Genomic DNA, 23,456 nt, shown 5'->3' on the forward strand with positions numbered 1-23,456 from the left:
GTATAAGGATGACAACTGCCGATTGTTTACAACCGAAGGATATTAAAGAGGTTGTACTAGGTGATGGTGAAATCTCAATCGAAGAGGTAATTGCGGTTGCAAGATATGGGGCGATGGTTTCCTTTACACAAACATATTGTGATAGGGTGAATAAATCACGTAGCTTAATAGACAAGTTTTTAGATGAAAATCGATTGATTTATGGTGTAACTACTGGTTTTGGCAGTAATATGACCGAGGTGATTTCTCCAAAGGACGCAGAAACCCTTCAACGGAATATTGTTCGTTCACATGCCGTTTCTGTTGGGGAAACTCTTGAAAAAGAAGTCGTAAGGGCCATTCAGTTGATGATACTAGTGAATTTAGGCCAAGGGTATTCAGGAGTTCGTTTAAAGGTATTAAATCTAATTGCTTCACTATTAAATCACGATATCATTCCGTTTGTTCCAGGTGATGGGTCAGTGGGGTATCTTTCTCCAGAAGCTCACATGGCCTTAGTGGTGATGGGTGAAGGGGAGGCATGGTATGAAGATGAGCTCATACCTGGCATGGAAGCTTTAAGGAAAGCGGGATTAGCACCTGTTACGTTAGGTGCTAAAGAAGGATTGGCACTTACAAGCGGGACTACTTCCGTCACCGCGATTGCTGTCCTGGCTTTATACAATAGCATGCAAGCCGCGAAAACCGCCGACATTACGGGAGCCATGTCCTTAGAAGTGCTGAAGGGTACTATAAAAGCATTTGATCCCCGTCCCCACTCATTGAAAAAACATGAGGAACAGGCTAAGACAGCCAGAAATGTATCAAGGATTCTTGAAGGCAGCCAAATCATCGATACATACAAGGAACATAGATTACAAGATGCACTTAGCTTACGATGCATTCCACAAGTACATGGAGCCATAAAAAGAGTATTGAAAGACGCTGCTGTATCAATCGAGAATGAAATGAACTCTGTAAGTGACAATCCTCTGATTTTTCCTGAAGAGGAAGATGGAATTGGCCTGATGGCTGGGAATTTTGATGGTTCATTTGTTGGGATTTATGCGGATGCGATATCCATAGCGTTAGCAAACTTAGCAAAAATAGCAGAACGCAGAATAGATCGCCTTGTAAACCATCACCTTAGTGAATTACCTAATTTCTTAGTGGTTAATCCAGGTTTAAATAGCGGCTACATGATTCCGCAATATACAGCTGCCGGGCTATTAAATGAAATCAGGGTGCTCTCGCATCCAGCGACAATAGATAATATCCCTACATGTGCAAATCAAGAAGACGTGATAAGTTTTGCCTATTTTGCTTCGAGGAAAGCATATCGGATTTCGAAGAAACTTGAATATATTTTAGCCATTGAATTGATGACGGCAACACAAGCAATGGATTTTCATCTACCTTTGAAACCGTCACCGGTTACGGAGGAGGTATATCATTTAGTTCGGAGCGAAGTCCCGATGGTTGAAGAAGATCGCTTTTTTCATCCTGACATTGAAGCGATTTATAGGCAAATTCATGAAGGGGAAATAGTGAAGCTCGTTGAAAGGGAGATCGGGGAAATAGAGTTCTAAAACCATGTGGAAGCTGTTTTACTTTATTTTAAGGTAAAATGGCTTCCTTTTTTTAAAATGAAGGACCATATTTAAAGGAGGAGGGATGAAAGATGCATTATGATGTAATTGTAATTGGAGCTGGATCCATGGGAATGTCTTCAGGTTATTATCTATCAAAAAAAGGACAAAAAGTATTATTATTGGATTCCTTTGCTCCTCCTCATAATAAGGGGAGCCATCACGGGGAAACAAGAATTATTAGGCATGCTTATGGTGAAGGCAGGGAGTATGTTTCCTTGGCACTTAAATCACAAAAGCTTTGGGGTGAATTGGAAAGAATTTCAGGTCAACCATTATTTCTTCCAACGGGGGTCCTGAATGCTGGAAGCCAGAATTCCACTTTCATTAAACAAGTGAATGCAGGATCAAAGGAATATGGTTTACCTATGAAAATATTGGATTACCATGAAATTCATGAGAGGTGGCCAGGAATAACACTGCCGGAAGACTACATTGGGTGCTATGAATCGACTTCGGGTGTGTTGAAAAGTGAAGAGTGCTTAAGGGCGTATCAACAACTTGCGAAATCCCATGGTGCCGACATCATTGTAAACAGTGAAGTAAGGAAGATAGTTGCTCATGGTAACGGGGTCACGGTTATAACGGATGAACAGACATTCCACTCGGAGTCTTTAGTGGTTACAGTTGGGGCGTGGGCACCGAAAATATTGGCGATGTTAGATTTGAATCTCCCGCTGGAACCCATCAGAAAAACATTTGCCTGGTTTCATGCAAATGAAAAATTATATAATCATAATGATTTTCCGGCTTTTACTTTTGATACTTCAGTTGGTACATATTATGGCTTTCCTAGTATAAATGGTTCTGGACTGAAAATAGGGAGACATGATGGAGGACAGCGGATCAATCCTGATGGCTGTATTAAGGGTTTTGGTGAATTGGATGAGGATGAAGGAGATTTGATGAGGTTTTTAGGGCAATATATGCCTGCTGATCAAAAAATGAAATATGGGAAAACTTGCATCTATACCATGACCCCTGATGAGCATTTTATAGTGGATAAACATCCTTATTATCCACATATTGCTATAGCCGCAGGTTTCTCTGGACACGGTTTTAAATTCAGCAGTGTCATGGGAGAAATTTTGAGTGACTTGATTATCTCCGGTACGACAAAGGAAGATATTTCATTGTTTTCGATTAACCGATTTTGAATTAATAGACTCCAAACTTAAAAGCTGTAATCATGGCCGTTGCTTCCTTACAAAGGAAACAACGGCTTTTTTGTATCAAACTGTAATGTTAGGTTTTCTAACAAAATATTGTCGAAATAATTAAAATATGCTAGAATGAGAATATTCCGAAATATGAAACTGAAGTTCCGAATTACGGAACTTACGCATGTGAATGATTGAAAGAGTACTTACATATTTTTATGGTTTACTAAAATTTCCGTTATTAAAGGAGAGGGTAGTATGAACAAGGTTGATTTGAATTGTGATTTAGGAGAAAGTTTTGGCGCTTACCGGATGGGTAATGATCAAGAGATTTTAGATTATGTAACATCTGTTAATGTAGCTTGTGGATTCCACGCTGGTGATCCGACAGTCATGAGAAAAACGGTTCAGCTTGCTTTAGGAAAAGAAGTCAAAATCGGAGCCCACCCAGGTTTACAGGATTTAATAGGATTTGGCAGACGCAATATGAATATTTCTCCACAGGAAGCTTATGATATTGTCGTCTATCAAATTGGAGCATTAAATGGCTTCCTGCAATCCGAAGGCGGAAGCATGCAGCATGTGAAACCGCATGGGGCTTTGTACAATATGGCCGCAAAGAACAAGGAGTTATCCATGGCCATTGCCGAAGCGGTATATAAAGTGAATCCCGAGCTTATTTTATTTGGTTTGTCGGGCAGTGAATTAATACGCGCCGGACAGGCTATCGGATTACAAACAGGGAGTGAAGTATTTGCCGATCGCACCTACCAACATGATGGTTCATTGACTTCCCGATTGGAAAAGGACGCACTGATTGAAAACGATGATGTTGCGGTTGCCCAAGTCATTCGCATGGTGAAGGAAGGGAAGGTACTGTCCCAGCAAGGCTCAGATGTGGCTTTGAAAGCAGATACCATTTGTATTCACGGGGACGGGGCACATGCTTTATCCTTTGCACGGCATGTTAGGGAATCCTTGCAATTATCTGAAATAACAGTCAAGTCCTTTTCTTGAAAAAAACTAAACAATCAGGAGGCAGATTCCATTGGAGCCAATCAAAAATACAACAGCACAGAAAAAGAATTTGACTAAGCCAAAAACGAACCGCACTTTATTGTTAGGTGCAGCATTCCTAATGGCAACTTCGGCAATTGGACCAGGTTTTTTAATGCAAACGACCGTTTATACCCAAAGTCTTGCGGCAAGTTTCGGTTTCGTTATCCTAATTTCGGTCATTCTTGATATATTTGCCCAAACCAATGTATGGCGGATTATTGCTGTATCCGAAAAACGGGGTCAAGAGATTGCAAACATGGTCCTTCCTGGGCTGGGTTATGTACTGGCAGCACTGATCGTCATGGGCGGGCTGGCATTTAATATTGGAAATATCGCAGGAGCCGGATTAGGTCTGAATGCGATGACGGGAATATCCCCAACTACGGGGGCGGCAATAAGCGCAGTCATCGCCGTACTGATTTTTATAGTGAAAGAAGCAGGAAAAGCGATGGACCGTTTTACGCAAATCGCTGGATTTTTCATGATTTGTTTGATGATTTACGTTGCTTGGACAACCTCTCCTCCTGTAGGGGAAGCGGTAGTGAAGACCTTTGCTCCTGATAAAATCGATATTATCGCCATCGTTACATTAGTGGGCGGATCTGTAGGCGGCTATATTACTTTTGCGGGGGGCCATCGTCTATTGGATGCAGGAGTGAAGGGCGTTGACTCGTTACCTCAGGTCACGAAGAGCTCGGTAATGGGGATATTAATCACGACAGTCATGCGCGTTGCCTTATTTCTGGCAGTACTGGGTGTTGTATCGAAAGGATTACAAATTAATCCGGATAACCCTGCAGCTTCCGTTTTTCAGCTAGCTGCCGGTAATATAGGATATAAAATCTTTGGCGTCGTCATGTGGGCAGCAGCGATCACGTCTGTAGTTGGAGCTGCATATACCTCGGTTTCATTTATCAGAACTTTCAGCGAAAAGATAAATAAGAAGGCTAACTGGATAATCATTGGCTTTATAGCGGTATCGACCATTTGCTTCCTATTGATTGGCCAACCGGTTAAAGTATTGCTTATAGTTGGGGCCATTAATGGACTGATTTTACCAATTGCTCTTGGAACATTGTTAATTGCCGCATATAAGAAAAATATCGTGGGTGATTATAAGCATCCTTTATGGTTAACGATTTCCGGTGTATTCGTGGTTGTCATCATGGCGTTGATGGGCGTATATACATTAATGAAACAACTGCCAGCACTTTTTTAATGATCAATGAATGAAAATCCAATAAATAAAAGTGGATGTGGCGTGCCGGTTTGTCACTTTCTGCCACTTTGTAATAGGAGATGAATACTAATGATCGATCTTTCTCAAGCTACCCCGGCTGAGTTGCGTTCAATGATTCGAAACAACGAATTGATAAAACCGACCGCTGGCATGGCTAACGGTTATGCACAAGCGAACTTAGCCATCTTAAAAAAAGAGCATGCTTTTGATTTCTTATTATTCTGTCAGCGTAACCCTAAATCCTGTCCATTGCTGGATGTTACGGAAATAGGTTCACCCATTCCCGCATTTGCAGCGAGGTCTGGGGATATCCGCACCGATATTCCGAAATATAGGGTATATAAATATGGAGAATTAGTTGAAGAAGTAACGGATATCTCAAACTACTGGGAAGAGGATATGGTTGGATTTTTAATTGGGTGCAGCTTTACATTCGAACACGCCCTTTTAAACAATGAAATATCGATTCGTCATATTGAAGAGGGATGCAATGTACCAATGTATAAAACCAATATCCCTTGTATTGAAGCAGGGATTTTTCATGGGAAAATGGTGGCTAGCATGAGGCCTATTCCACAAAAGGATGTGGTGAGGGCAGCTCAAGTGACATCGCGGTTTCCGGCCGTTCATGGCGCTCCAATCCATATTGGCGACCCTGAAGCGATTGGTGTTTCCAGCATTCAGCATCCGGATTTTGGTGATCCAGTAACGATGCGTGAAGGGGAAGTCCCAGTATTTTGGGCATGTGGTGTAACACCTCAATCCATTGCTATGGAAACTAAACCGGAGATCATGATCACGCATGCACCTGGATATATGTTCATAACGGACATTCGTGATGAAAAATTAGGAGTTTTATAACTGACAGAAAGAGATGATTCCTATGCCGGAAAAGCTTTTGAATAAAACTGCATGTACACTTTCTCCATTAGGCGATTCCGCAATCGTGATAACATTCGGGAATGGAATGGAATACAGCGTTCACAAAAAAATAAAATTGTTAAAGGATTTGCTGGAAGATGAACCTTTTGCAGGGTTTATAGAATGTGTACCGGCTTATACCAATTTGACGGTTTTTTATGATCCACTGGTTATTTATAAGGAACAAAATAAAAGCAATGGTAATGAAACCATATCTCCCTTTGAAGTGGTCCGTTCCATCTTGGAAATGAAATTACAGGATTTAAAAGAAGATAAGAAACTGATACATCGAACGGTTACCATTCCCGTGTGCTATGGGTATGAATATGGACCCGATTTGGAATATGTTGCACGCTATAATGATTTGACTACTGATGAAGTCATTCATATTCATTCAACCGGTGAATATTTGGCTTATATGATCGGGTTCGCACCGGGTTTCCCGTTTCTTGGCGGACTTTCAGAGCACATCGCGACACCTAGGCGTTCCTCTCCCCGAATGACCATTCCGGCAGGGGCAGTAGGGATTGCCGGTATGCAAACGGGAGTATATCCCATATCAACGCCTGGTGGATGGCAATTGATCGGACAAACGCCAACCAAACTATTTTTACCGAATGTAAATCCTCCAAGTCTATTACAAGCAGGGGACATTGTGAAGTTCCATCCGATTACGGATCAAGAATATAAAGAAATGATTCTTAAGGAGGGGATACAGTGAGCCTGCGCGTAATCAAACCGGGTTTATTGACCAGTATACAGGATCTTGGAAGAAAAGGATTCAAGCAACATGGGGTGATTGTAAGCGGCGCGATGGATGCACATTCTTTACGAATTGCCAATATGTTGGTTGGCAATGAAGAAGGAGAAGCGGCCTTAGAAATTACTTTAATGGGTCCGACCATTAAAGTAGAGAAAAATTGCCTGATTTCGATAACAGGTGGAAATTTATCACCTACACTTGATAATAAGGTGGTACCGATGTGGAAGCCCATTCTTGTGAAAAATGGATCGATTCTTCGATTTGAAGGGTGTAAATCAGGTTGCAGGGCGTACTTAACTGTAGCGGGAGGCTTTGCTATTCCTGAAATTATGGAGAGTAAAAGCACATATCTAAGGGCTGGGATTGGCGGCTATATGGGGAGGGCATTAAAGGCTGACGATGTCTTGCAGTTTAATGAACCTTCGATGAATCTTGATGATCGAACGTTTAAAGGTTCATTTACCTTCCCAAAGTGGTTTGTCAATGAGAAGGAGTTCATGCCAGGAGGAAAACCTCACATCCGTTTCATCGATGGAAGCCAATATGAATATTTCACAGATTCAAGTAAAGATAGTTTTGTAGAGAGGTTATTTAAAGTTTCCAATCAATCCGACCGCATGGGATATAGAATATCGGGCCCTGTACTGAAATTAAAGGATAATGGGGAGTTATTATCTGAAGCGGTTACAAATGGGTCCGTTCAGGTTCCTCCAGATGGAAATCCGATCATCCTCCTTTCAGATAGCCAAACAACGGGCGGATATCCTAAGATAGCTCAGGTGATTACGGCGGATTTACCAATTATCGCTCAGGTTAAACCAGGGGAATCGATTCAGTTCTCACGGGTGAATTTAAAGGAGGCTGAACGGCTGTTCCTTCAAAAAGAACGGCAATTGAAGGAATTGAAAGTTTCAATTTCATTGGCCTTGAAAAAATGGCTGGATATATAATGCTTCTACAATTAACAGACTGTAGGCAAACTCGATGAAAATCGAGTTTGTCTACATTTTTTTTATAGCTTGTACAATTTGACGTTGATTGGAACGTAAGGCTCGCTTTCCGCGGGCGGTCCGGGAGCCTTCTCGGCTTTCGCCTGCGGGGTCTCCCCTGGACACGCTTTTCTAAGCTGGAGTCTCGAACACCCGCTCCAATCAATTTTGTTTTACCTTTTAGATAGAACACTTTTGCCTAGAGTCATTTTTGTTTTAAAATAGGTCTATTAAAACTTGAGGTAAAGAGGATGCTTTCTATACATGATTCTATTCAGCGAGATCAACTTGAAATGATTACTTTAGATCAACTGGTGCCACCGAACCATATTGGTTGGTAAAATGGAGGCTTCCTTGACTTCACTTTCATTTATGACTTGGTGAAAGATATGTATTCAGAGGTAGGACGCTTATTTTTCATTCATTATACCTTCGATATTCGTTCTATGTGTAAAACGATTGAAGAAGCTGAAACACATATGGATTACCGTTGACCTTATGTCTGCAAACTGGAGAAAGTACTCTTAAAGAGTGCTTTCTTTTTTGTTTCTTTAAACAAAGTTCATGATAAAGAAGGTCCCTTTCTTCCACTATGTCCAATAATGTCTTCCAAAACCGTTTTGCAATTCGAAAGTGAGGAGAGGTTGACATGCATTTTTTCTTCAAAAAAATCTTGAACCCAACATCCTCATACGTACTTATTTACATTATTACCCCAATCCCAAATAAGAAGTTATGAAATTAGAGTGAAGGAAATATGGACTAATCACCATTCTGACGTCTGAATTTCTGTTTATTTTCAAAAGTTAAGGGGATTTTTCCAAAAGGATGGGGAAGTTCCCCGATATCGAACAATCAGACAAGATTTTACAATAAGGGTATGGTAATTGTTTGTAATGAGGAGGAATAATAATGCAGGCAAAAGTCGCCGTAAATCAAAAAACAGGAAAATCGATTGATGATGCTTTTGCATCACATTTTGCAAAGTCTATGTTTCTAGCAGTTTGCGGACTTGTATTCTTATCGTTTATAGGTACGAGAATGTTTACACACGTGGATTTAAACCTTTATGGCTATATGGTGGGGACGTTTATTTTTATTGGGGGTTTCTTTTACAGATTTATCGCTTGGGGGGAAAGGCCGCCAACAAAGGTTTTTATAAAAAAAGGAATCAAAATTCACTTAAGAAGATCAACGCCCAAAACAACAGTTGAACATTTAGCAACATACAATTTCATCTGGAACAGGGGAATTTACCGATGGACACAGCACGTTCTTATGGGCTGGGGCTGCATTCTTTCCTGCTTCGTGACCTTTCCTCTAGTATTTGGATGGATGTACTTCACAATGGACGAGAACGGTTACTACAACATCATCGCAATGGGGACCCAAGTAATGACAGTGCCAGCTGATGGGCTCATTGCGAAGTTATCATATAACGCACTGAACATAACAGCAGTGATGGTCATTTCCGGAGTATGCATGGCCCTTTATCGCCGTTTGAAAAATATGCAGGCAAGGGCAGAGCAACAATTCATGTATGACTTCCTTCCATTATTCATGCTGTTATTGGTCAGCGTTACAGGATTGGCACTAACGTTCATGAACATTTTTATGCATGGTGCAGGACAGCCGGCCATGTCACTGATTCACCAATGGTCAGTCATCATTACATTGATTTATCTTCCGTTTGGAAAACTTGCGCACATACCTTTCCGCCCAATGAGTGTATTTGCAAGAAACTACAGAGAACATTATGCGGAACAATCCATGAAAGGATGCAAAGTATGCGGTAATGAGTTTGTTTCAACAGAACAATCAAAAGATGTCATAGAGGTACTCGGCAGGAATGATATAGAATTCCAAGCGAAAGAAGGCCACCATCTCGCTGAAATGTGCCTTCCTTGTCGAAGAAAATACAGGATTGCCCAATTTTCTGGGTTCCCCATCCATGAAGTAAAAGTTAAGGAGGCAAACCAGGATGCAAAAGGATAAGTTTTTTAAAGCAGAAAGTAATGTGGTACACCCGAATGAAACATTGGTCAAAACCCATTGTGCTTATTGCGGAATGCAGTGCGGAATGAATTTAAGGGTAAATGTAGCGACGAATAAAATCATTGGGGTTGAGCCCCGTTATGACTGGCCTGTAACCGTTGGGAAAATGTGTCCAAAAGGGGTTACAGCTTACCAGCAGACGAATCATGATGATCGTATTTTAAAACCGCTTATTCGTGATGATGCTTCATTAAAGGGAACAAAGGAAGGTTTCCGTAAAGCAAGCTGGAATGAGGCGTATGATTTAATCGCAAATAAGTTCAGGGAACTTCAAGTTAAATATGGAAAAGATTCATTATCCGTTTTCAGCGGGGTATCAATGACAAATGAAAAATGCTATTTAACAGGGAAATTTGCACGTGTGGCTCTTGGAACTCGCTACATTGATTATAATGGCCGATTTTGCATGTCGAGTGCAGCGGGGGGATTCCTTCGTTCTTTTGGAGTTGATAGAGGTTCAACATTACCTTGGACTGATATTCATGAAACAGATTGCTTATTTATCGCAGGAAGCAACACAGCAGAATGCCATCCAACTTCTATGTTCCGTGTTTGGAACGTACAAGAAAGAGGAGGGTACATTATCGTGGCAGATCCCCGTGAAACTCCTATTGCGAGAAGAGCAGATGTTCATCTTGACTTGAAACCGGGAACGGATCTTGCCCTTGCTAATGGAATCTTAAATCTATTAATTCAAAACGGTTATGCAGACGAAGAATTCATTAATAATCATACGAACGGGTTTGAAGAAACAAAAGAACTTGTAAAAGAATTTACACCGGAATATACGAGTGAGCTTACAGGTGTGGCATCGAAAAAAATCATTCGTGCAGCAGAAATTTATGGGAAATCACCAAATGCAGTTGTCATGTTCGCACGTGGAATCGAACAGCAGCATAAGGGTGTTGACAATGTATCTGGATATACAAACTTGGCGCTTGTGACAGGTAAAATCGGACGGCCAAAGTCTGGTGTAGCGACATTCACCGGTCAAGGAAACGGGCAAGGGGGACGGGAGCATGGTCAGAAAGCCGATTTATTGCCAGGATACCGTAAAATTACAAACCCTGAACATGTAGCAGAGGTTTGTAAAGTATGGAAAATCACTCCTGAAGAAATGCCCCAGCCGGGTGTATCTGCATATGAAATGTTTGAGTTGATGGAACAAAAAACGATTCGCGGACTGTATCTGCTATGTTCTAATCCTGCAGTATCTGCTCCGAATCTGAATTTCGTCAGAACTTCGATGAAAAATCTTGATTTTATGGTGTGTTCGGATTTCTATCTTTCTGAATCAGCGGAGTTTGCGGATGTGATCCTGCCATCTGTAACGTGGTCAGAAGATGAAGGAACAGTTACTAACCTTGAAGGAAGAATTATTAAGATAAATAAGGCACAAGAACCAATCGGTGAATCTAAGCCCGACTGGCAAATCCAAGTAGAACTTGCAGAACGTCTTGGAAAAGGAAAATACTTTTCCCATTTGAAAACAGCAAAAGATATAGCTGATGAATTCAGACTGGCCAGTAAAGGAGGATATGCCGATTATTATGGTGCTACATGGGATAAAATCGACAAACAGGACGGAGTTTTTTGGCCTTGTAAGGATGAAAATGATATGGGAACGCCGCATATGTTCCTGGATAAAAAATTCTATCACGCAGACGGGAAAGCGAAAATTTGTGCGCTTCCTTACCGTCCCCCTGCTGAAGAGCCAGATGAAAAATATCCACTTCGTTTAACAACCGGTCGTGTCGTTTACCACTACTTATCTGGAAACCAGACGAGAAGAATCCAGTTTCTGCGTGATATGTGCCCGGAGCCATACGTCGAAGTGCATCCGGAAACAGCAAAAAAATACAATATGGACCATGAGGATAAGGTCCGCCTGTACACCCGGAGAGGCGAGGCATTCTATAAAGTGAAAATTACAGAAGCAATTCGTAAGGACACTGTATTTGTTCCATACCACTTTGGGCACGAGCAATCTATCAACCTATTAACGATTGCAGCGCTTGACCCAATATCCCGTATGCCGGAGTTTAAGGTCTGTGCGGCTCAAATGGAAAAAGTCGAAATAAAGAAGGTGAAATAAATGAAAAAGAGGCTCTATTTAGAACTTGAAAACTGCATAGGATGCCGGTCATGCCTTGCTGCTTGTACACAATGCGGAGGTCATGAAGAGCGGAACAGGAACTACGTTTATGATGTAAACCCTCTGATCAATCGGCAGACGATGCCTCTAATGTGCCTCCATTGTGTGAATCCGGCCTGTGCAAGAAGTTGTCCTGCCCAGGCAATCCAAATACATGAGACAGGGGCCGTCTTATCAGCTTTAGTTGAAAAATGTATTGGCTGCCAAAACTGTACGATCGCTTGTCCGTATGGGATACCAAAATTTGACACAGAGCAAAACTTAATGTATAAATGCGATTTATGTATTGACCGGACAAAAAACGGTATCCCGCCAATGTGTGCAAGTGTTTGTCCATCCAACACACTTCAGTGGCTCACCGATGAGGAAATTGGAAAGAGAAAAAAACAATTTAATCTAGATAATGGAAAATGGGTGAGTAGCCTGCCTTATCTTGAAAGTGAAACGAACGTTAAGGTAAATTTGCCTGGTATTTTACAAGGAATTGAAAAGCTATTTTAGGAGGGATTTATATGCCGTCGGATAAAAATAATAAAATCCCCTTTAATGAAGATAATTACACCCATAATATTGAACGGGATAATGAAAGAATGCTCGACAGACGAGGGTTCATGAAAACACTAGTGGGAGCTGCAGGAGTATTCGCGATTTCATCCCTTCCTTGGGGAGCGATTGCGGCTAAAGAATTGATGGGTCTTCGGGAAAAGGAGTATCCTCACAAAAAAATAACTAATGTAAGCGGACTGCCAATTGGTGACGCAGTGGAGTTTAAATTTCCAGGGGATCATGATGATGCCATTTTGATCAGATTGTCTGAAACGAAATACGTAGCATACCAAAATGCATGCACACATCTTCGTTGCCCGGTATTTTGGGTGAAAGAAGAAGGTGAAATGATCTGTCCTTGTCATCATGGGAAATTTGATGTTGAAACAGGTGCTCCAACTGCCGGACCTCCAAGGAGGCCCCTGCCTGAAATTCAAGTGAAAGTTGAAAATGGCGCAGTATACGCTGTAAGGGTGAAGCGTTATGAAGTTTAAGTACATCGGTGTCGCGTTGCTTTGTGCTTTCTTGATGATGAATATTGTATTTACCCAATTTATGGTTCACCAATTTTATTATGAAAATTATATAAATGTACTAATATTTGGGGGATTAAACATAGTGGTGTTTCCCTTAGCGTTATTTACTTATAAAAAAACGAAAAACGAAAAGGCGTGAATCAAATGAACAGTGAAACATACTTTGATTTTTGTTTCGTAAAAGAAGCAACTGGAAATTTTGCTGCTGAAATCGATAAGCTCCTTTCAGACCTTTTTAAAGATGTCCGTCTTAACTGGTATTTAGATGAAAAGTCAATAGATGGGGCCGATATTGTAGTTGCCGAAGTAAAGGGAATGAGCAATTGGGAGTCTGTAGTGGAAACAATTGAATTTATCGAGAATCATGCAGAAGATACATTCTGGGAATATTTGCAGGGTTTTCAAATGAATGTATACAGTGCAAAGAGAGGGTGCAATACATGTGGGACACATTAATTTGGACGGTTTACAATCATTAGTCTCGGAAAAAGCCAGAGTGGCAATCTTGGATGATGATGGGCAGGATAAAGCGCCTTTTGTTACTAAAAAGATAGATAGGGTGGAGATTTGTCCTGACATGACCCATTTACGCATTTATTTTGATCACCTGAATTTTTTCGCTGTTCCCCTGACATGCAATATGGTTCGAAATAAAAATGAGTGGTCAGCTTTTGACGCAAACACGGGTTTACAATATGTAATTAGAAGAGAGAGTGATCAGAATGATTAAGAAAATACAGCTTCCATTACAGACTTTAAACTTAATAGTCGGATTTATGGTATGGGTATTAATTTCTTCCCTGATGCCCTTTATTAAAGAAGATATTGCTATACCAGAGAGTCAGCTTGCCCTGGTGACAGCCGTTCCTGTCATTTTGGGATCTGTACTGCGTATCCCCCTTGGCTTTTACGCCAATCAGTTCGGAGCCAGGAAAATTTTTCTGATTAGCTTTATGTTACTATTGTTCCCTGTTTATTATATCAGCATTGCCGATTCCCTTGTCGATTTGTTGATTGGAGGACTTTTCCTTGGTATTGGAGGAGCCGTATTCTCTGTTGGAGTAACCTCTTTACCTAAGTATTATCCAAAGGAACGTCATGGCTTTATAAACGGAATTTACGGTGCAGGAAACCTGGGCACGGCAGTATCGGCATTTGCAGCACCCGTTGTAGCTGAGAATTTTGGTTGGTCAACAACTGTACAGCTTTATCTTGTGATCTTGGCGGTCTTTATCGCAGGTAACTTTCTGTTAGGGGATAAAAAAGAGCTGAAAGTAAAAACACCGCTTTTAGAACAAGTGAAGAGTGTCTACAAAAATGAAAAACTATGGCTGCTAAGTTTATTTTACTTTATAACATTCGGTTCTTTTGTTGCATTTACTATCTATCTGCCAAATTTTCTTGTAGCTAACTTTGGATTGGATAAGGTTGATGCTGGTCTAAGGACAGCGGGCTTTATTGTACTTGCTACCCTTATGAGACCAATTGGCGGATGGCTTGCAGATCGTTTTCATTCCCTCATTTTGCTCATGTTCGTTTTTGGAGTGTATACAGTTTCAGCGATGATCCTATCCTTTGCTCCATCAATTGGCTGGTACACCATTGGCTGTTTGAGTATTGCCCTATGTGCCGGAATGGGAAATGGTGTTATTTTTAAACTGGTGCCGATGTATTTCCAAAAGCAGGCTGGTATTGTGAATGGGATCGTTTCCGCTATGGGCGGTTTGGGAGGTTTTTTTCCGCCATTAATTTTATCCTTGTTATTCAATATCACAGGACATTATGCAATCGGGTTCATGGCGTTGTCGGAAGTTGCCCTTGCAAGTTTGATTTTAGTTGTTTGGATGTATTTCCAAGGCAAAATGGGGCTTGCCAAAGAAGTGATCGATCATACAATAGAAGGGATTCTAATTACCGATACCACCGGTAAGATCATTTCAGTAAACCCGTCGTTTTGCAGTATTACGGGTTATCAGGAAAATGAAGTAATTGGTAAGAACCCTAGTATACTTAAGTCGGGTAAACAGTCTCGAACTTTTTATGAGGATTTGTGGAAATCCATTGAGATAAATGGATTTTGGCAAGGTGAAATCTGGAATAGCCGAAAGGATGGACAGCAATATCTGCAATGGCTGACCATTAGTTCGATAAAGAATGATGCGGGGGATGTCGTTCAATATGCTGGTATGTTTAGTGACATTTCAAGTCATAGAGTGAAAAAAGCATAAAATGAACTGGCGCATGAAATGATTGATTTGAAGGCTGAATTGGAGTTTTCAAGAACTAGGAGTTCTAATGCTAGGTTTCAGGTGGGAAAAAAGGTATACGTCAGTTTTCTCACCACTCTGCCGAAAGTGTAATTGGGGGAGCATGCCGCATTTTGAATGGCCAATAATCAGCGACAATTAAAAAAGGAGGGTGGGAATGAATACTCAGCCACTTAAAAACAACATCAGTTCTTATATCATACAAACACATGAAGAAGAGATTAAAAGAATTGCGATGGAGCTTCATGAAGGTGTGGGGCAGTCCCTTTCCAGTCTCTTTTCCGGAATGCAGCTCATTGAAACGGCAATCGAACAGCCTGCCATGAGAATTTATGCAGGTGATATGAAACAGCTATTGGAGAAGGCAATTCAAGAAATCAGGCTTTTGGCTGTAGAATTGCATCCTCCTACCCTTACGACTTTTGGGCTTATTTCAGCTATTAAAAGCTACATGAAAATATACACCTCAACCTATGGTATTGAGGTTGAGATGGAGAATCTGGGAATTGAATCGCAAATCTCTGATAGAGATAGCATTACACTTTTCAGGGTCTGCCAAGAAGCATTGGTGAATATAGCAAGGTATGCTGATACAACAAAAGCAAGTATACTATTCAAATGGGAAAAAGGCATGTTATTAATCATGATAAAAGATTCAGGGAAAGGATTTGAGGTTGAAGCCGCCATGAATAAGCTGAGCGGGCTTGCCGCCATGTGTGAAAGAATGCATTTGATTGGCGGGAATTGTACCATTTTTTCAAAAGTAGATCATGGGACTTCAATAGAGATTTCTCTGCCATTATATTAAAATGCTAAACAAGGGGTTTGCGAATTGTGCAATCCCCCTTGTTGTTTCATATAACGATACAAACACGAACAAACCTAGGGGGAGCTGCTTTGATAAAAATTTTGCTTTGCGATGATCACGCCGTTGTAAGAATGGGCTTAAAGATGCTACTAAACAATCATCCCGATATGGAAGTCATTGGGGAAGCTTCAGAGGGGAATGAAGGAATACAACGAGCACTAGAGCTTCAGCCTAATGTGGTAGTCATGGATTTAAGCATGCCACATGGAAAAGATGGCTTATCCGCTACTTCAGAACTGAAGAAACTCATGCCCGAGGTAGCCATATTGATACTTACCATGCATGATGATGATGAATATTTGTTCAGAACCATTCAAGCCGGGGCTTCAGGCTGTATTTTAAAAAGTGCACCCCATGAAGAACTATTGGTAGCCATCCGATCTTTATCAAACGGAAATGCTTACCTTCATCCATCTGCAACAAAAAGGGTAATGGAAGAATATTTAGGCAGTGTGAAGCAGGGAACCGCTGATTCTATCAATCTGTTGTCTGACCGTGAAAAAGAGGTACTTACGTTGATTGCGAAAGGGTTTTCCAATAAAGAAATTGCCGGACAGCTTGTCATAAGCGTGAAAACGGTTGAAAGCCATAAAGGAAACCTAATGGAAAAGCTCAAGATGAAAACAAGGCATGAACTTGTTGCATTCGCTTTAAAAAAGGGGTTATTAGGGTATGGAATTTAACTTGGACAGTAAATCGAAAGAGGAACAACCATTTAAAAAAGCGTGTGAATATGTATTAGATGAAATGAACGGTGATTTTGTAGGACTTGCCTTACAAAACAGAAAAGGTCCTGATATAAGCTGGCATTATGCCGCCGGCAACAGAAATGATAAGTACAAAAGGATAACTGTTCGATATGGAAAAGGAATTGCAGGCAGGGTCATATCAACGGGGACGCCGATGAAGATTGAGGGTTTCCCCAATAATATCCACGGCAAAGCTTTAGATTATCCCATCATGCTTGCGGAAAATCTCCGTTGCGCCTTCGCGGTTCCGATTCAATTTAAAGGTGTTCCCAAAGGGGTATTATTAGTAGGTAAACGAACAGTTCAGCCCATTTCTGAAAGTGACCAGCATAAGATCCTTGATGCAGCGAAAAAACTGGAAAAGGAATTGAACAGCTTAATTTAACATGGCAACAAGGAGGATTATGTATGGACTTGAATAAACATTTGGAAATGGAAAAAGGGGTAACGCCTGGATCCAGCGATGCGACAATCCTTGTCAATGAATCTGGAGTCATCTCTTTTGCGAATCAACAGGTATATGACAACTTTGGTTATGAACATCATGAATTGAACGGGGAAAAGCTTCTGAATCTTATACCAGGGGCAAACCTGCAACACAGCGGAGCAGGGGAGATTATCCACCAGTTGGGGATCCACCGGGATGGTCATGCTTTTTCGCTTTTTTTCAGGGTGAACTCCTTTCAGCTTGCGAAAGAGCTTTATTACTTAATTGTAGTCCATAAAGTGAAAGACCAATCACGGATTAACCAGCAGCAATCCTACCCGATCAATGAACTGGTTGATTTAATTTACGCACTCGATGAATCCACGATTGTTGCATTTACTGATGAAAAGGGCAAGATAATAAACTTTAATAAGAAATTTTGTGAGGTATCCAAATATTCAGCAACAGAGCTTATCGGGAAGGACCACCGAATTATCAATTCAGGTCATCATTCAAAGGAATTTATGCAAGAACTTTGGCGGACAATTTCATCAGGGAGTGTTTGGCGGGGTGAAATCAAGAATAAAGCGAAGGATGGAACTCATTATTGGGTCGATACCACAATTGTCCCTTTCTTAAATGAAAAAGGGAACCCATATAAATACCTGGCAATTCGCAAGGAAATTACCGAATATAAACGAGTTTTAGAGGAGTTGGGGAAATTTGTAAATAAAATGGCCGATTTCCAATTTGCTTTGGATGCTTCCTCGATTGTAGCAATAACCGATCAAAGAGGGACGATTAAATATGTCAATGATCAATTTTGCCGGATTTCAAAGTTTTCAAAAGAAGAGCTGATCGGACAGGATCATCGGATCATTAACTCGGGATTTCATTCGAAAGAGTTTTTCAACAATCTTTGGAAAACAATATCATCAGGGGAAGTATGGAAAGGCGAGATTAAAAATAAGACCAAGGATAATACTTATTATTGGGTGGATACGACAATCGTTCCATTTCTTGATGAGTTCCAGAAACCTTATCAATATTTAGCGATTCGTCATGAAGTGACCCAGCGTAAGCTTGCGGAAGAAGAGATTCAGAAAATGACCGGGAAAATCATTGATGTGCAGGAAGAAGAAAGAAAACGCATTTCCCGAGAGCTTCATGATGATATCGGACAAAACTTATACAGCCATCTCATAACGATTAACAGACTTCAGACAGAAATGGATCATCCCCTGTTAGATCAAATGCAAGATGAAGCGACCGAAATTATCGAATCACTCCGGCATCTATCCTGGGAATTAAGGCCATCGGTACTTGATGATCTTGGACTGTTCCCTGCCATACGCTCTTTAGTGGCGCAATTTTTAGAGCATCATCATATCAAGGTACATTTTGAATGCTATTTGAACTGCCGTCTGAATGCAAACAAAGAAATTACCATTTACCGTATTATTCAAGAGGCATTAACAAATATTAGGAAATATGCCTATGCAGAGGAAGCTACAGTGACGATCCAGGAAATAGAGGAAGAAGTTCGTGTAGAAATAGAAGATCAAGGAAAGGGCTTTGATATCAAAAAAGTTACCAGAGGAGTAGGCTTATTCAGTATGGAGGAAAGAGCCAGAGTTTGCGGAGGAAACCTTATCCTTCATTCTCGTGAAGGGAAAGGGACAAAAGTAATCTTGAAAATGCCTTTGTAGTGGATGGGTTTTCGTAATGATCAAGTAACTTAATCAGCTAAACGCTTCAGCATTTCACATTATTACTCGTTCCATGGGGCTTCGGGATAATAAAAGGATTCGATCAAATATTAAAAAGTGCCGGTAAATCAAATGAGAATACAAACAGAGCATTTCGAAAAACAATCAATACGGTTATTTTCATTACATCCTTTCTTCCATGTTTTATAATAGAATGATAGTTAAGGAAAACATGTATCGTGAAAGGAGACATTGTATGCAGGCACATAACAAAACGGTCGTGAAATCCATGCAAATCCTAACCCTTTTCATAAATCATCCAAAACTGACCTTTAATGAAATGATGGAACTTTCCAATTTGCCGAAAACGTCGTTACACCGTATGGTGGGATCTTTGGAGGAAATGGGGTTTTTGACAAAGGACGATGATGGCCGCTATTCACTTGGATTGATATTCTTGCAGTTTGGTCAACTGGTAGGGGAGCGTTTGGATATCAGGTCAATCGCCTATCCGATCATGAAAGACCTACGGGATGATGTTGAAGAAGCAGTGAATTTAATTGTAAGGGATAAGGATGAAGCGATGTATATTGAAAAGGTGGACACCCTGCAGCCTGTTCGACTTTATACATCCATTGGAAGGCGTTCGCCATTGTACGCTGGCGATTCTCGAATCATCCTAGCGTTTTTGCCAGAAGAAGAGCGTGAAAATTATTTGGAAAACATCCAATTAAAACCAATCGCCATGGGAACGATTACGGATAAAACTAAACTCCGTCATGCAATGGATGAAGCGAGATCAAATGGGTACACGATAACTTCATCAGAACTGGAGGATTATACAAAAGCGGTGAGTGCGCCGATACTCAATGGTAAAGGTGAAATAGTAGCCGGTATTAGTGTCGCTGGGATTGAAGCAAGATTTCAGGAAGATCGCTTGCCTGAATTGATTGACAAAGTAACGAAAGCTGCCAAAGCCATTTCCGTGAAACTTGGTTCTCGAACACATTAATGAAAATAGAAAAGTCATTTCATTTTCGGAATATATTTTTCTGAAATAAGATAACTTATTTAAGTTAGTCGAAACCTGCATTCTACATATAGGAAGTAAAGCCACCGCTTATGGTGGTTTTTTGTCATGTCACATGCCCAGTTGAACCAAAACGAAAAGGTGAACCATTAGGGGTTCACCTTTTCCTATATCGTAATACTTTATCGCAAGTCAGCCATTAAATACGCACAAAGTGTGATTGATTTATATTTCTTGGCACCCCGATGTCAGCCATTGTAAGTAAACCTGGTTTACGGAGGGCATCAATTTGCTTAGCGGTATTGATGATCATTGCTGCGGTTGCAGTATCTCCAAAAATGCCGTTTGGAACAATCAACCTTTGGGTTTCGTTCCCCTCAATAACGATTTCATCTTCCTGTTTAATACCTGCAGACATCGTTAAATCCAAGGAAATTTCCTTTCCGTCCACAGTCTTGCCTGTGGAAATTTGATGGAGCCCCATAACACCCCCTCGTTTTAAGGTAGTTAGCGGAACGGTCATAGTTTCGCTTGCAATCGTTGGTTCAATGGTATTGATAACATTTGAAAGTTCCCAATTCAGCCCATAAGCGATTAACCTTACAGACTCCTCAAGACCTACATGCCCAATTTCATTCCGTTGGGCCAAAAATTCAAACTCTTCTCTGGTCATCCCGATTCCGACCTTTTTTTGTAAAGGGAGGCGCCTTTTCGAAACATCGACTTTACGGATGACCTTAATTTGGTTAACGGTGGTCAATACTGTTGTAAAAGAAATGGCCATAGTATCCATGATATACCCTGGATTGATTCCGGTCCCGATGACACTAAGTCCTTTTGCTTTAGCATAATCATCTATTTCCTTTGAAAGTAAAGGGTAGCGATGCCAAGGGAAGGAAAGCTGTTCACAGGTGGAAACCACTGAAAAACCGTGATCTAGCAGCTCTTTGATTTGGGGCCATACTTGTTGTGCATTGGAACCGGTTGCATGTAGGGCGATAGGGTGGTCAGCTTCAGTATTTACTTCCTGGATATGGGGAACTACACACTTGTTCGTTTCCTTTTCATCGATCAGGAAGCCAATATCTTTCCCTACCTTATCGGGGTCAATATCGACAACACCGATAATAGATTGAGGATTCGTTTGATAAGCACTGCGTAGAATTTCAATTCCGATGGGACCGAGCCCGAATACTGCGAATTCAGAATATTGGATAGTCATTCATCTATCATCCTTTCAAATAACTTATAACAAAATGCTAACATTGAATGATAAATAATAAAAATAGTTAATTTTTATATATTTATAAAGAATCGTTATAAAAGGAAGACGGCAACCGAATGAGCGGAAGAAGAATCATTCTTCAATTTTGGGTTTACCTATCTAAGGTAACGTTGGTTGGCGGTTCACGAATTGTATGCCTTATTCACCTCAAGCTGCAGCATAAGTTGGGGTGATGGACAGAAAACCGTCATACTATTCCCGGTTAAAACTCTTTACTTGAACGGAACTAGACTAAGAATCGCTTCAGTCACATGATGGACATTTTATTGCTGCAGATCATGATGTTTCAAATAATTATGGAGATGCATTACCTAAGGTACGAGGATTTGCAGAAACATTAGCTGGTTTTATGTGATAGATGGGTAAGGTATTGTTTCGGGTTCTTTTTATCGAAACTCTACCTTATTTAGTTTTGTATATAAAACTACTTTTTTCTGCTAAAAAATATTATTCGTAATATTATTGACTATTAAGAAAATTCAATATAACATTAAATATCGGTAACAATGTTTTTTATATGAAACAAAAGTTGCTGCTATCTTTTGAAAGGGGGAGTTGGTGAAGTTTGATAGCATGATAGCCATTTTGTATCGAAAATCATGAAAGCGCATTCAAACGAGCCTATTATAAGGGGGAAATAACATGTTACAAGGTCAAAAAAGATGGTTGTACATTGCGATTCCTATTTTTTTCTTCTGGTTTTTCGGTCAGATTGATAAAGTAGGTATCTCTGTTATCCAAACCGATCCGGGATTTTTAAGTGATCTTGGTCTGACTGGCCCGGATAAAAATGCGAAAATTGGCTTGATTTCCTTTATATTCATGATTTCATACTCCTGTTCCAACATTTTTTGGGGTGTTATTATCGACAAGTTAGGGGCGCGGAAAACAGCTGTTTTAGGTTTACTGGTATGGACTGCGACAATGGTCATGGGAGGACTGTCCACTTCTTACGAAATGTTTTTAATTAGTAGGGTCATCCTCGGAATCGGGGAAGGAATGATGATCCCGATATCGGGTAAATTTATATCGAATTGGTTTAATAAAAGAGAGCTTGGCAGGGCACAGTCATTCTGGATTACTGGAAACTACCTTGGCCCGGCAGTGGGTACCGTTATGCTCATCCTCATTATTTCAACATTTCATTGGCAGGCCGCGTTCTTTGCTCTCGCCGCCTTTAACTTGTTTATAAATATTCCAATGTTCCTGTATTTGGCTCGTAATACGCCTGAAGAACATCCACGCATGAGTAATGAGGAAGTCTCCTATATTCGCCAAAAGGACGAAGCGCATGATGTGCAGTTGAAGCAATTCTTCGCAAAGGATTATCGTTATTGGATTGTCTGGTTTGGCAATTTGATGTCGTCCTTTCTGTTCTTTGGAATCAGTATTTGGCTTCCTACCTATCTCGTGGAGGCCAAAGGCTTTGAAAGAGATGCAATGACTGGGATTACCTCATTATCATGGCTATTCGCGCTAGGATTTGTCCTGGCTGGCGGATTTCTGGCGGACAAAACAAAACGCCCGAGCTTGCTTGCGACGATTCTTTTCATACTAACAGCTGTATTTTTGACAATCGCTGTCATTGCACCTAGTCCTATTATGGCCGGGGTTTCAATGGGGCTCGCCATGGGAACTCAGGGAGGAATGTTTCATCTAACCAATTTCTTCATCATCAAATTTTCAACACCTGAAACAGCGGGACGCGCGGCCGGTTTAATGGGATTCACGAATATTATGGGTGGATTTTCAAGCTATATCATGGGGTGGAGCCGCGATATGTCTGGCGGTGATTTTGGTCCCTCCATTGCCATGCTGATAGTAGCAGCCACTCTGGGGTTTGTCGCGTACTTGTTTATGATTAAACAAGAAGTTGCCGAAAATCACCTAAGTAATACAACAGGAAACAAAGTAACTTTATAGAGAGCAAAAAAAGTAATATCATACGTTTTTTAGAAAGGGTCTCTCAGTAAGAAGGAACGCTAGGTTCTTACTGAGAACCACAATAAATCTTGAATACTCATTGACGTGTACACAGGAATAAGGATTACCACAGCTTGATATAGTAC

The 23,456-nt window shown here is 40.7% G+C and carries 21 protein-coding genes; 20 read left to right on the plus strand and 1 reads right to left on the minus strand.

Going from position 1 to position 23,456, the window contains the following annotated elements; genetic code table 11:
* The first annotated feature begins 8 nt into the window (after positions 1 to 8).
* The 19 genes from hutH to OTG27_RS20270 all read left to right on the plus strand — a co-directional run bounded on the left by hutH (position 9) and on the right by OTG27_RS20270 (position 20,084).
* Entirely contained in the window at positions 9 to 1,568 is a 1,560-nt protein-coding gene (gene hutH, locus OTG27_RS20180) for a histidine ammonia-lyase (RefSeq protein ID WP_268565450.1), read from the plus strand.
* A 92-nt stretch (positions 1,569 to 1,660) separates the two neighbouring features.
* A complete protein-coding gene (solA, locus tag OTG27_RS20185) occupies positions 1,661 to 2,785 on the plus strand; it encodes an N-methyl-L-tryptophan oxidase (RefSeq protein ID WP_268937900.1) in 1,125 nt (374 codons plus the stop codon).
* Positions 2,786 to 3,046: 261 nt separating this feature from the next.
* On the plus strand, positions 3,047 to 3,805 hold the full coding sequence (pxpA, locus tag OTG27_RS20190) for a 5-oxoprolinase subunit PxpA (RefSeq protein ID WP_063593195.1): 759 nt from the start codon (positions 3,047 to 3,049) through the stop codon (positions 3,803 to 3,805).
* Positions 3,806 to 3,926: 121 nt separating this feature from the next.
* A complete protein-coding gene (locus tag OTG27_RS20195) occupies positions 3,927 to 5,066 on the plus strand; it encodes an NRAMP family divalent metal transporter (protein WP_268937923.1) in 1,140 nt (379 codons plus the stop codon).
* 90 nt (positions 5,067 to 5,156) lie between these two features.
* Positions 5,157 to 5,948 carry a putative hydro-lyase gene (locus tag OTG27_RS20200; RefSeq protein ID WP_268937901.1) on the plus strand — a complete coding sequence of 264 codons (792 nt, stop codon included), beginning with the start codon at positions 5,157 to 5,159 and terminating at the stop codon, positions 5,946 to 5,948.
* Between the two features lie 22 nt (positions 5,949 to 5,970).
* Positions 5,971 to 6,729, plus strand: coding sequence for a 5-oxoprolinase subunit PxpB (pxpB, locus tag OTG27_RS20205; protein WP_187049262.1), 759 nt, complete (start codon positions 5,971 to 5,973; stop codon positions 6,727 to 6,729).
* Positions 6,726 to 7,721 carry a 5-oxoprolinase subunit C family protein gene (locus OTG27_RS20210; protein WP_308789445.1) on the plus strand — a complete coding sequence of 332 codons (996 nt, stop codon included), beginning with the start codon at positions 6,726 to 6,728 and terminating at the stop codon, positions 7,719 to 7,721. The genes pxpB and OTG27_RS20210 overlap by 4 nt, the downstream gene beginning before the upstream one ends.
* Before the next feature lie 951 nt (positions 7,722 to 8,672).
* On the plus strand, positions 8,673 to 9,755 hold the full coding sequence (locus OTG27_RS20215; RefSeq protein ID WP_268937902.1) for a hypothetical protein: 1,083 nt from the start codon (positions 8,673 to 8,675) through the stop codon (positions 9,753 to 9,755).
* Positions 9,742 to 11,910, plus strand: coding sequence for a molybdopterin oxidoreductase family protein (locus OTG27_RS20220; protein WP_268937903.1), 2,169 nt, complete (start codon positions 9,742 to 9,744; stop codon positions 11,908 to 11,910). The genes OTG27_RS20215 and OTG27_RS20220 overlap by 14 nt, the downstream gene beginning before the upstream one ends.
* Positions 11,911 to 12,471: a 4Fe-4S dicluster domain-containing protein gene (locus OTG27_RS20225; RefSeq protein WP_268937904.1), complete on the plus strand. Its 561-nt coding sequence runs from the start codon at positions 11,911 to 11,913 to the stop codon at positions 12,469 to 12,471.
* An 11-nt stretch (positions 12,472 to 12,482) separates the two neighbouring features.
* The gene (locus OTG27_RS20230; protein ID WP_268937905.1) at positions 12,483 to 13,010 is read left to right on the plus strand and encodes a Rieske (2Fe-2S) protein; all 528 of its coding nucleotides are present in this window, start codon (positions 12,483 to 12,485) and stop codon (positions 13,008 to 13,010) included.
* 186 nt (positions 13,011 to 13,196) lie between these two features.
* Positions 13,197 to 13,508: a hypothetical protein gene (locus tag OTG27_RS20235; RefSeq protein WP_054396283.1), complete on the plus strand. Its 312-nt coding sequence runs from the start codon at positions 13,197 to 13,199 to the stop codon at positions 13,506 to 13,508.
* Complete coding sequence (locus tag OTG27_RS20240) at positions 13,495 to 13,782, plus strand: hypothetical protein (RefSeq protein WP_268937906.1); 288 nt, start codon at positions 13,495 to 13,497, stop codon at positions 13,780 to 13,782. Before OTG27_RS20235 ends, OTG27_RS20240 begins: the two co-directional genes overlap by 14 nt.
* Positions 13,775 to 15,280, plus strand: a complete 1,506-nt coding sequence (locus tag OTG27_RS20245) for a nitrate/nitrite transporter (protein WP_098864609.1) — start codon at positions 13,775 to 13,777, stop codon at positions 15,278 to 15,280. The genes OTG27_RS20240 and OTG27_RS20245 overlap by 8 nt, the downstream gene beginning before the upstream one ends.
* Positions 15,281 to 15,476: 196 nt before the next feature.
* Positions 15,477 to 16,127 (plus strand): sensor histidine kinase, encoded by a 651-nt coding sequence (locus OTG27_RS20250; protein ID WP_098864610.1) that lies wholly within the window; start codon positions 15,477 to 15,479, stop codon positions 16,125 to 16,127.
* Between the two features lie 89 nt (positions 16,128 to 16,216).
* A complete protein-coding gene (locus OTG27_RS20255) occupies positions 16,217 to 16,870 on the plus strand; it encodes a response regulator transcription factor (protein WP_034312606.1) in 654 nt (217 codons plus the stop codon).
* Positions 16,860 to 17,321 carry a GAF domain-containing protein gene (locus OTG27_RS20260; RefSeq protein ID WP_034312603.1) on the plus strand — a complete coding sequence of 154 codons (462 nt, stop codon included), beginning with the start codon at positions 16,860 to 16,862 and terminating at the stop codon, positions 17,319 to 17,321. The genes OTG27_RS20255 and OTG27_RS20260 overlap by 11 nt, the downstream gene beginning before the upstream one ends.
* Positions 17,322 to 17,344: 23 nt before the next feature.
* Complete coding sequence (locus OTG27_RS20265) at positions 17,345 to 19,072, plus strand: sensor histidine kinase (RefSeq protein ID WP_268937907.1); 1,728 nt, start codon at positions 17,345 to 17,347, stop codon at positions 19,070 to 19,072.
* Between the two features lie 256 nt (positions 19,073 to 19,328).
* Complete coding sequence (locus OTG27_RS20270; RefSeq protein WP_034312598.1) at positions 19,329 to 20,084, plus strand: IclR family transcriptional regulator; 756 nt, start codon at positions 19,329 to 19,331, stop codon at positions 20,082 to 20,084.
* A 217-nt stretch (positions 20,085 to 20,301) separates the two neighbouring features.
* On the opposite strand, the gene OTG27_RS20275 is transcribed toward OTG27_RS20270, so the two are convergent.
* Positions 20,302 to 21,324 carry an NAD(P)H-dependent amine dehydrogenase family protein gene (locus OTG27_RS20275; RefSeq protein WP_268937908.1) on the minus strand — a complete coding sequence of 341 codons (1,023 nt, stop codon included), beginning with the start codon at positions 21,322 to 21,324 and terminating at the stop codon, positions 20,302 to 20,304.
* A 705-nt stretch (positions 21,325 to 22,029) separates the two neighbouring features.
* Between OTG27_RS20275 and OTG27_RS20280 the strand changes: the two genes are divergently transcribed.
* A complete protein-coding gene (locus OTG27_RS20280) occupies positions 22,030 to 23,310 on the plus strand; it encodes an MFS transporter (protein ID WP_098936549.1) in 1,281 nt (426 codons plus the stop codon).
* Positions 23,311 to 23,456 lie beyond the last annotated feature (146 nt).

This window comes from Peribacillus sp. AS_2 (assembly GCF_026891895.1).
Lineage (GTDB): Bacteria > Bacillota > Bacilli > Bacillales > DSM-1321 > Peribacillus > Peribacillus frigoritolerans.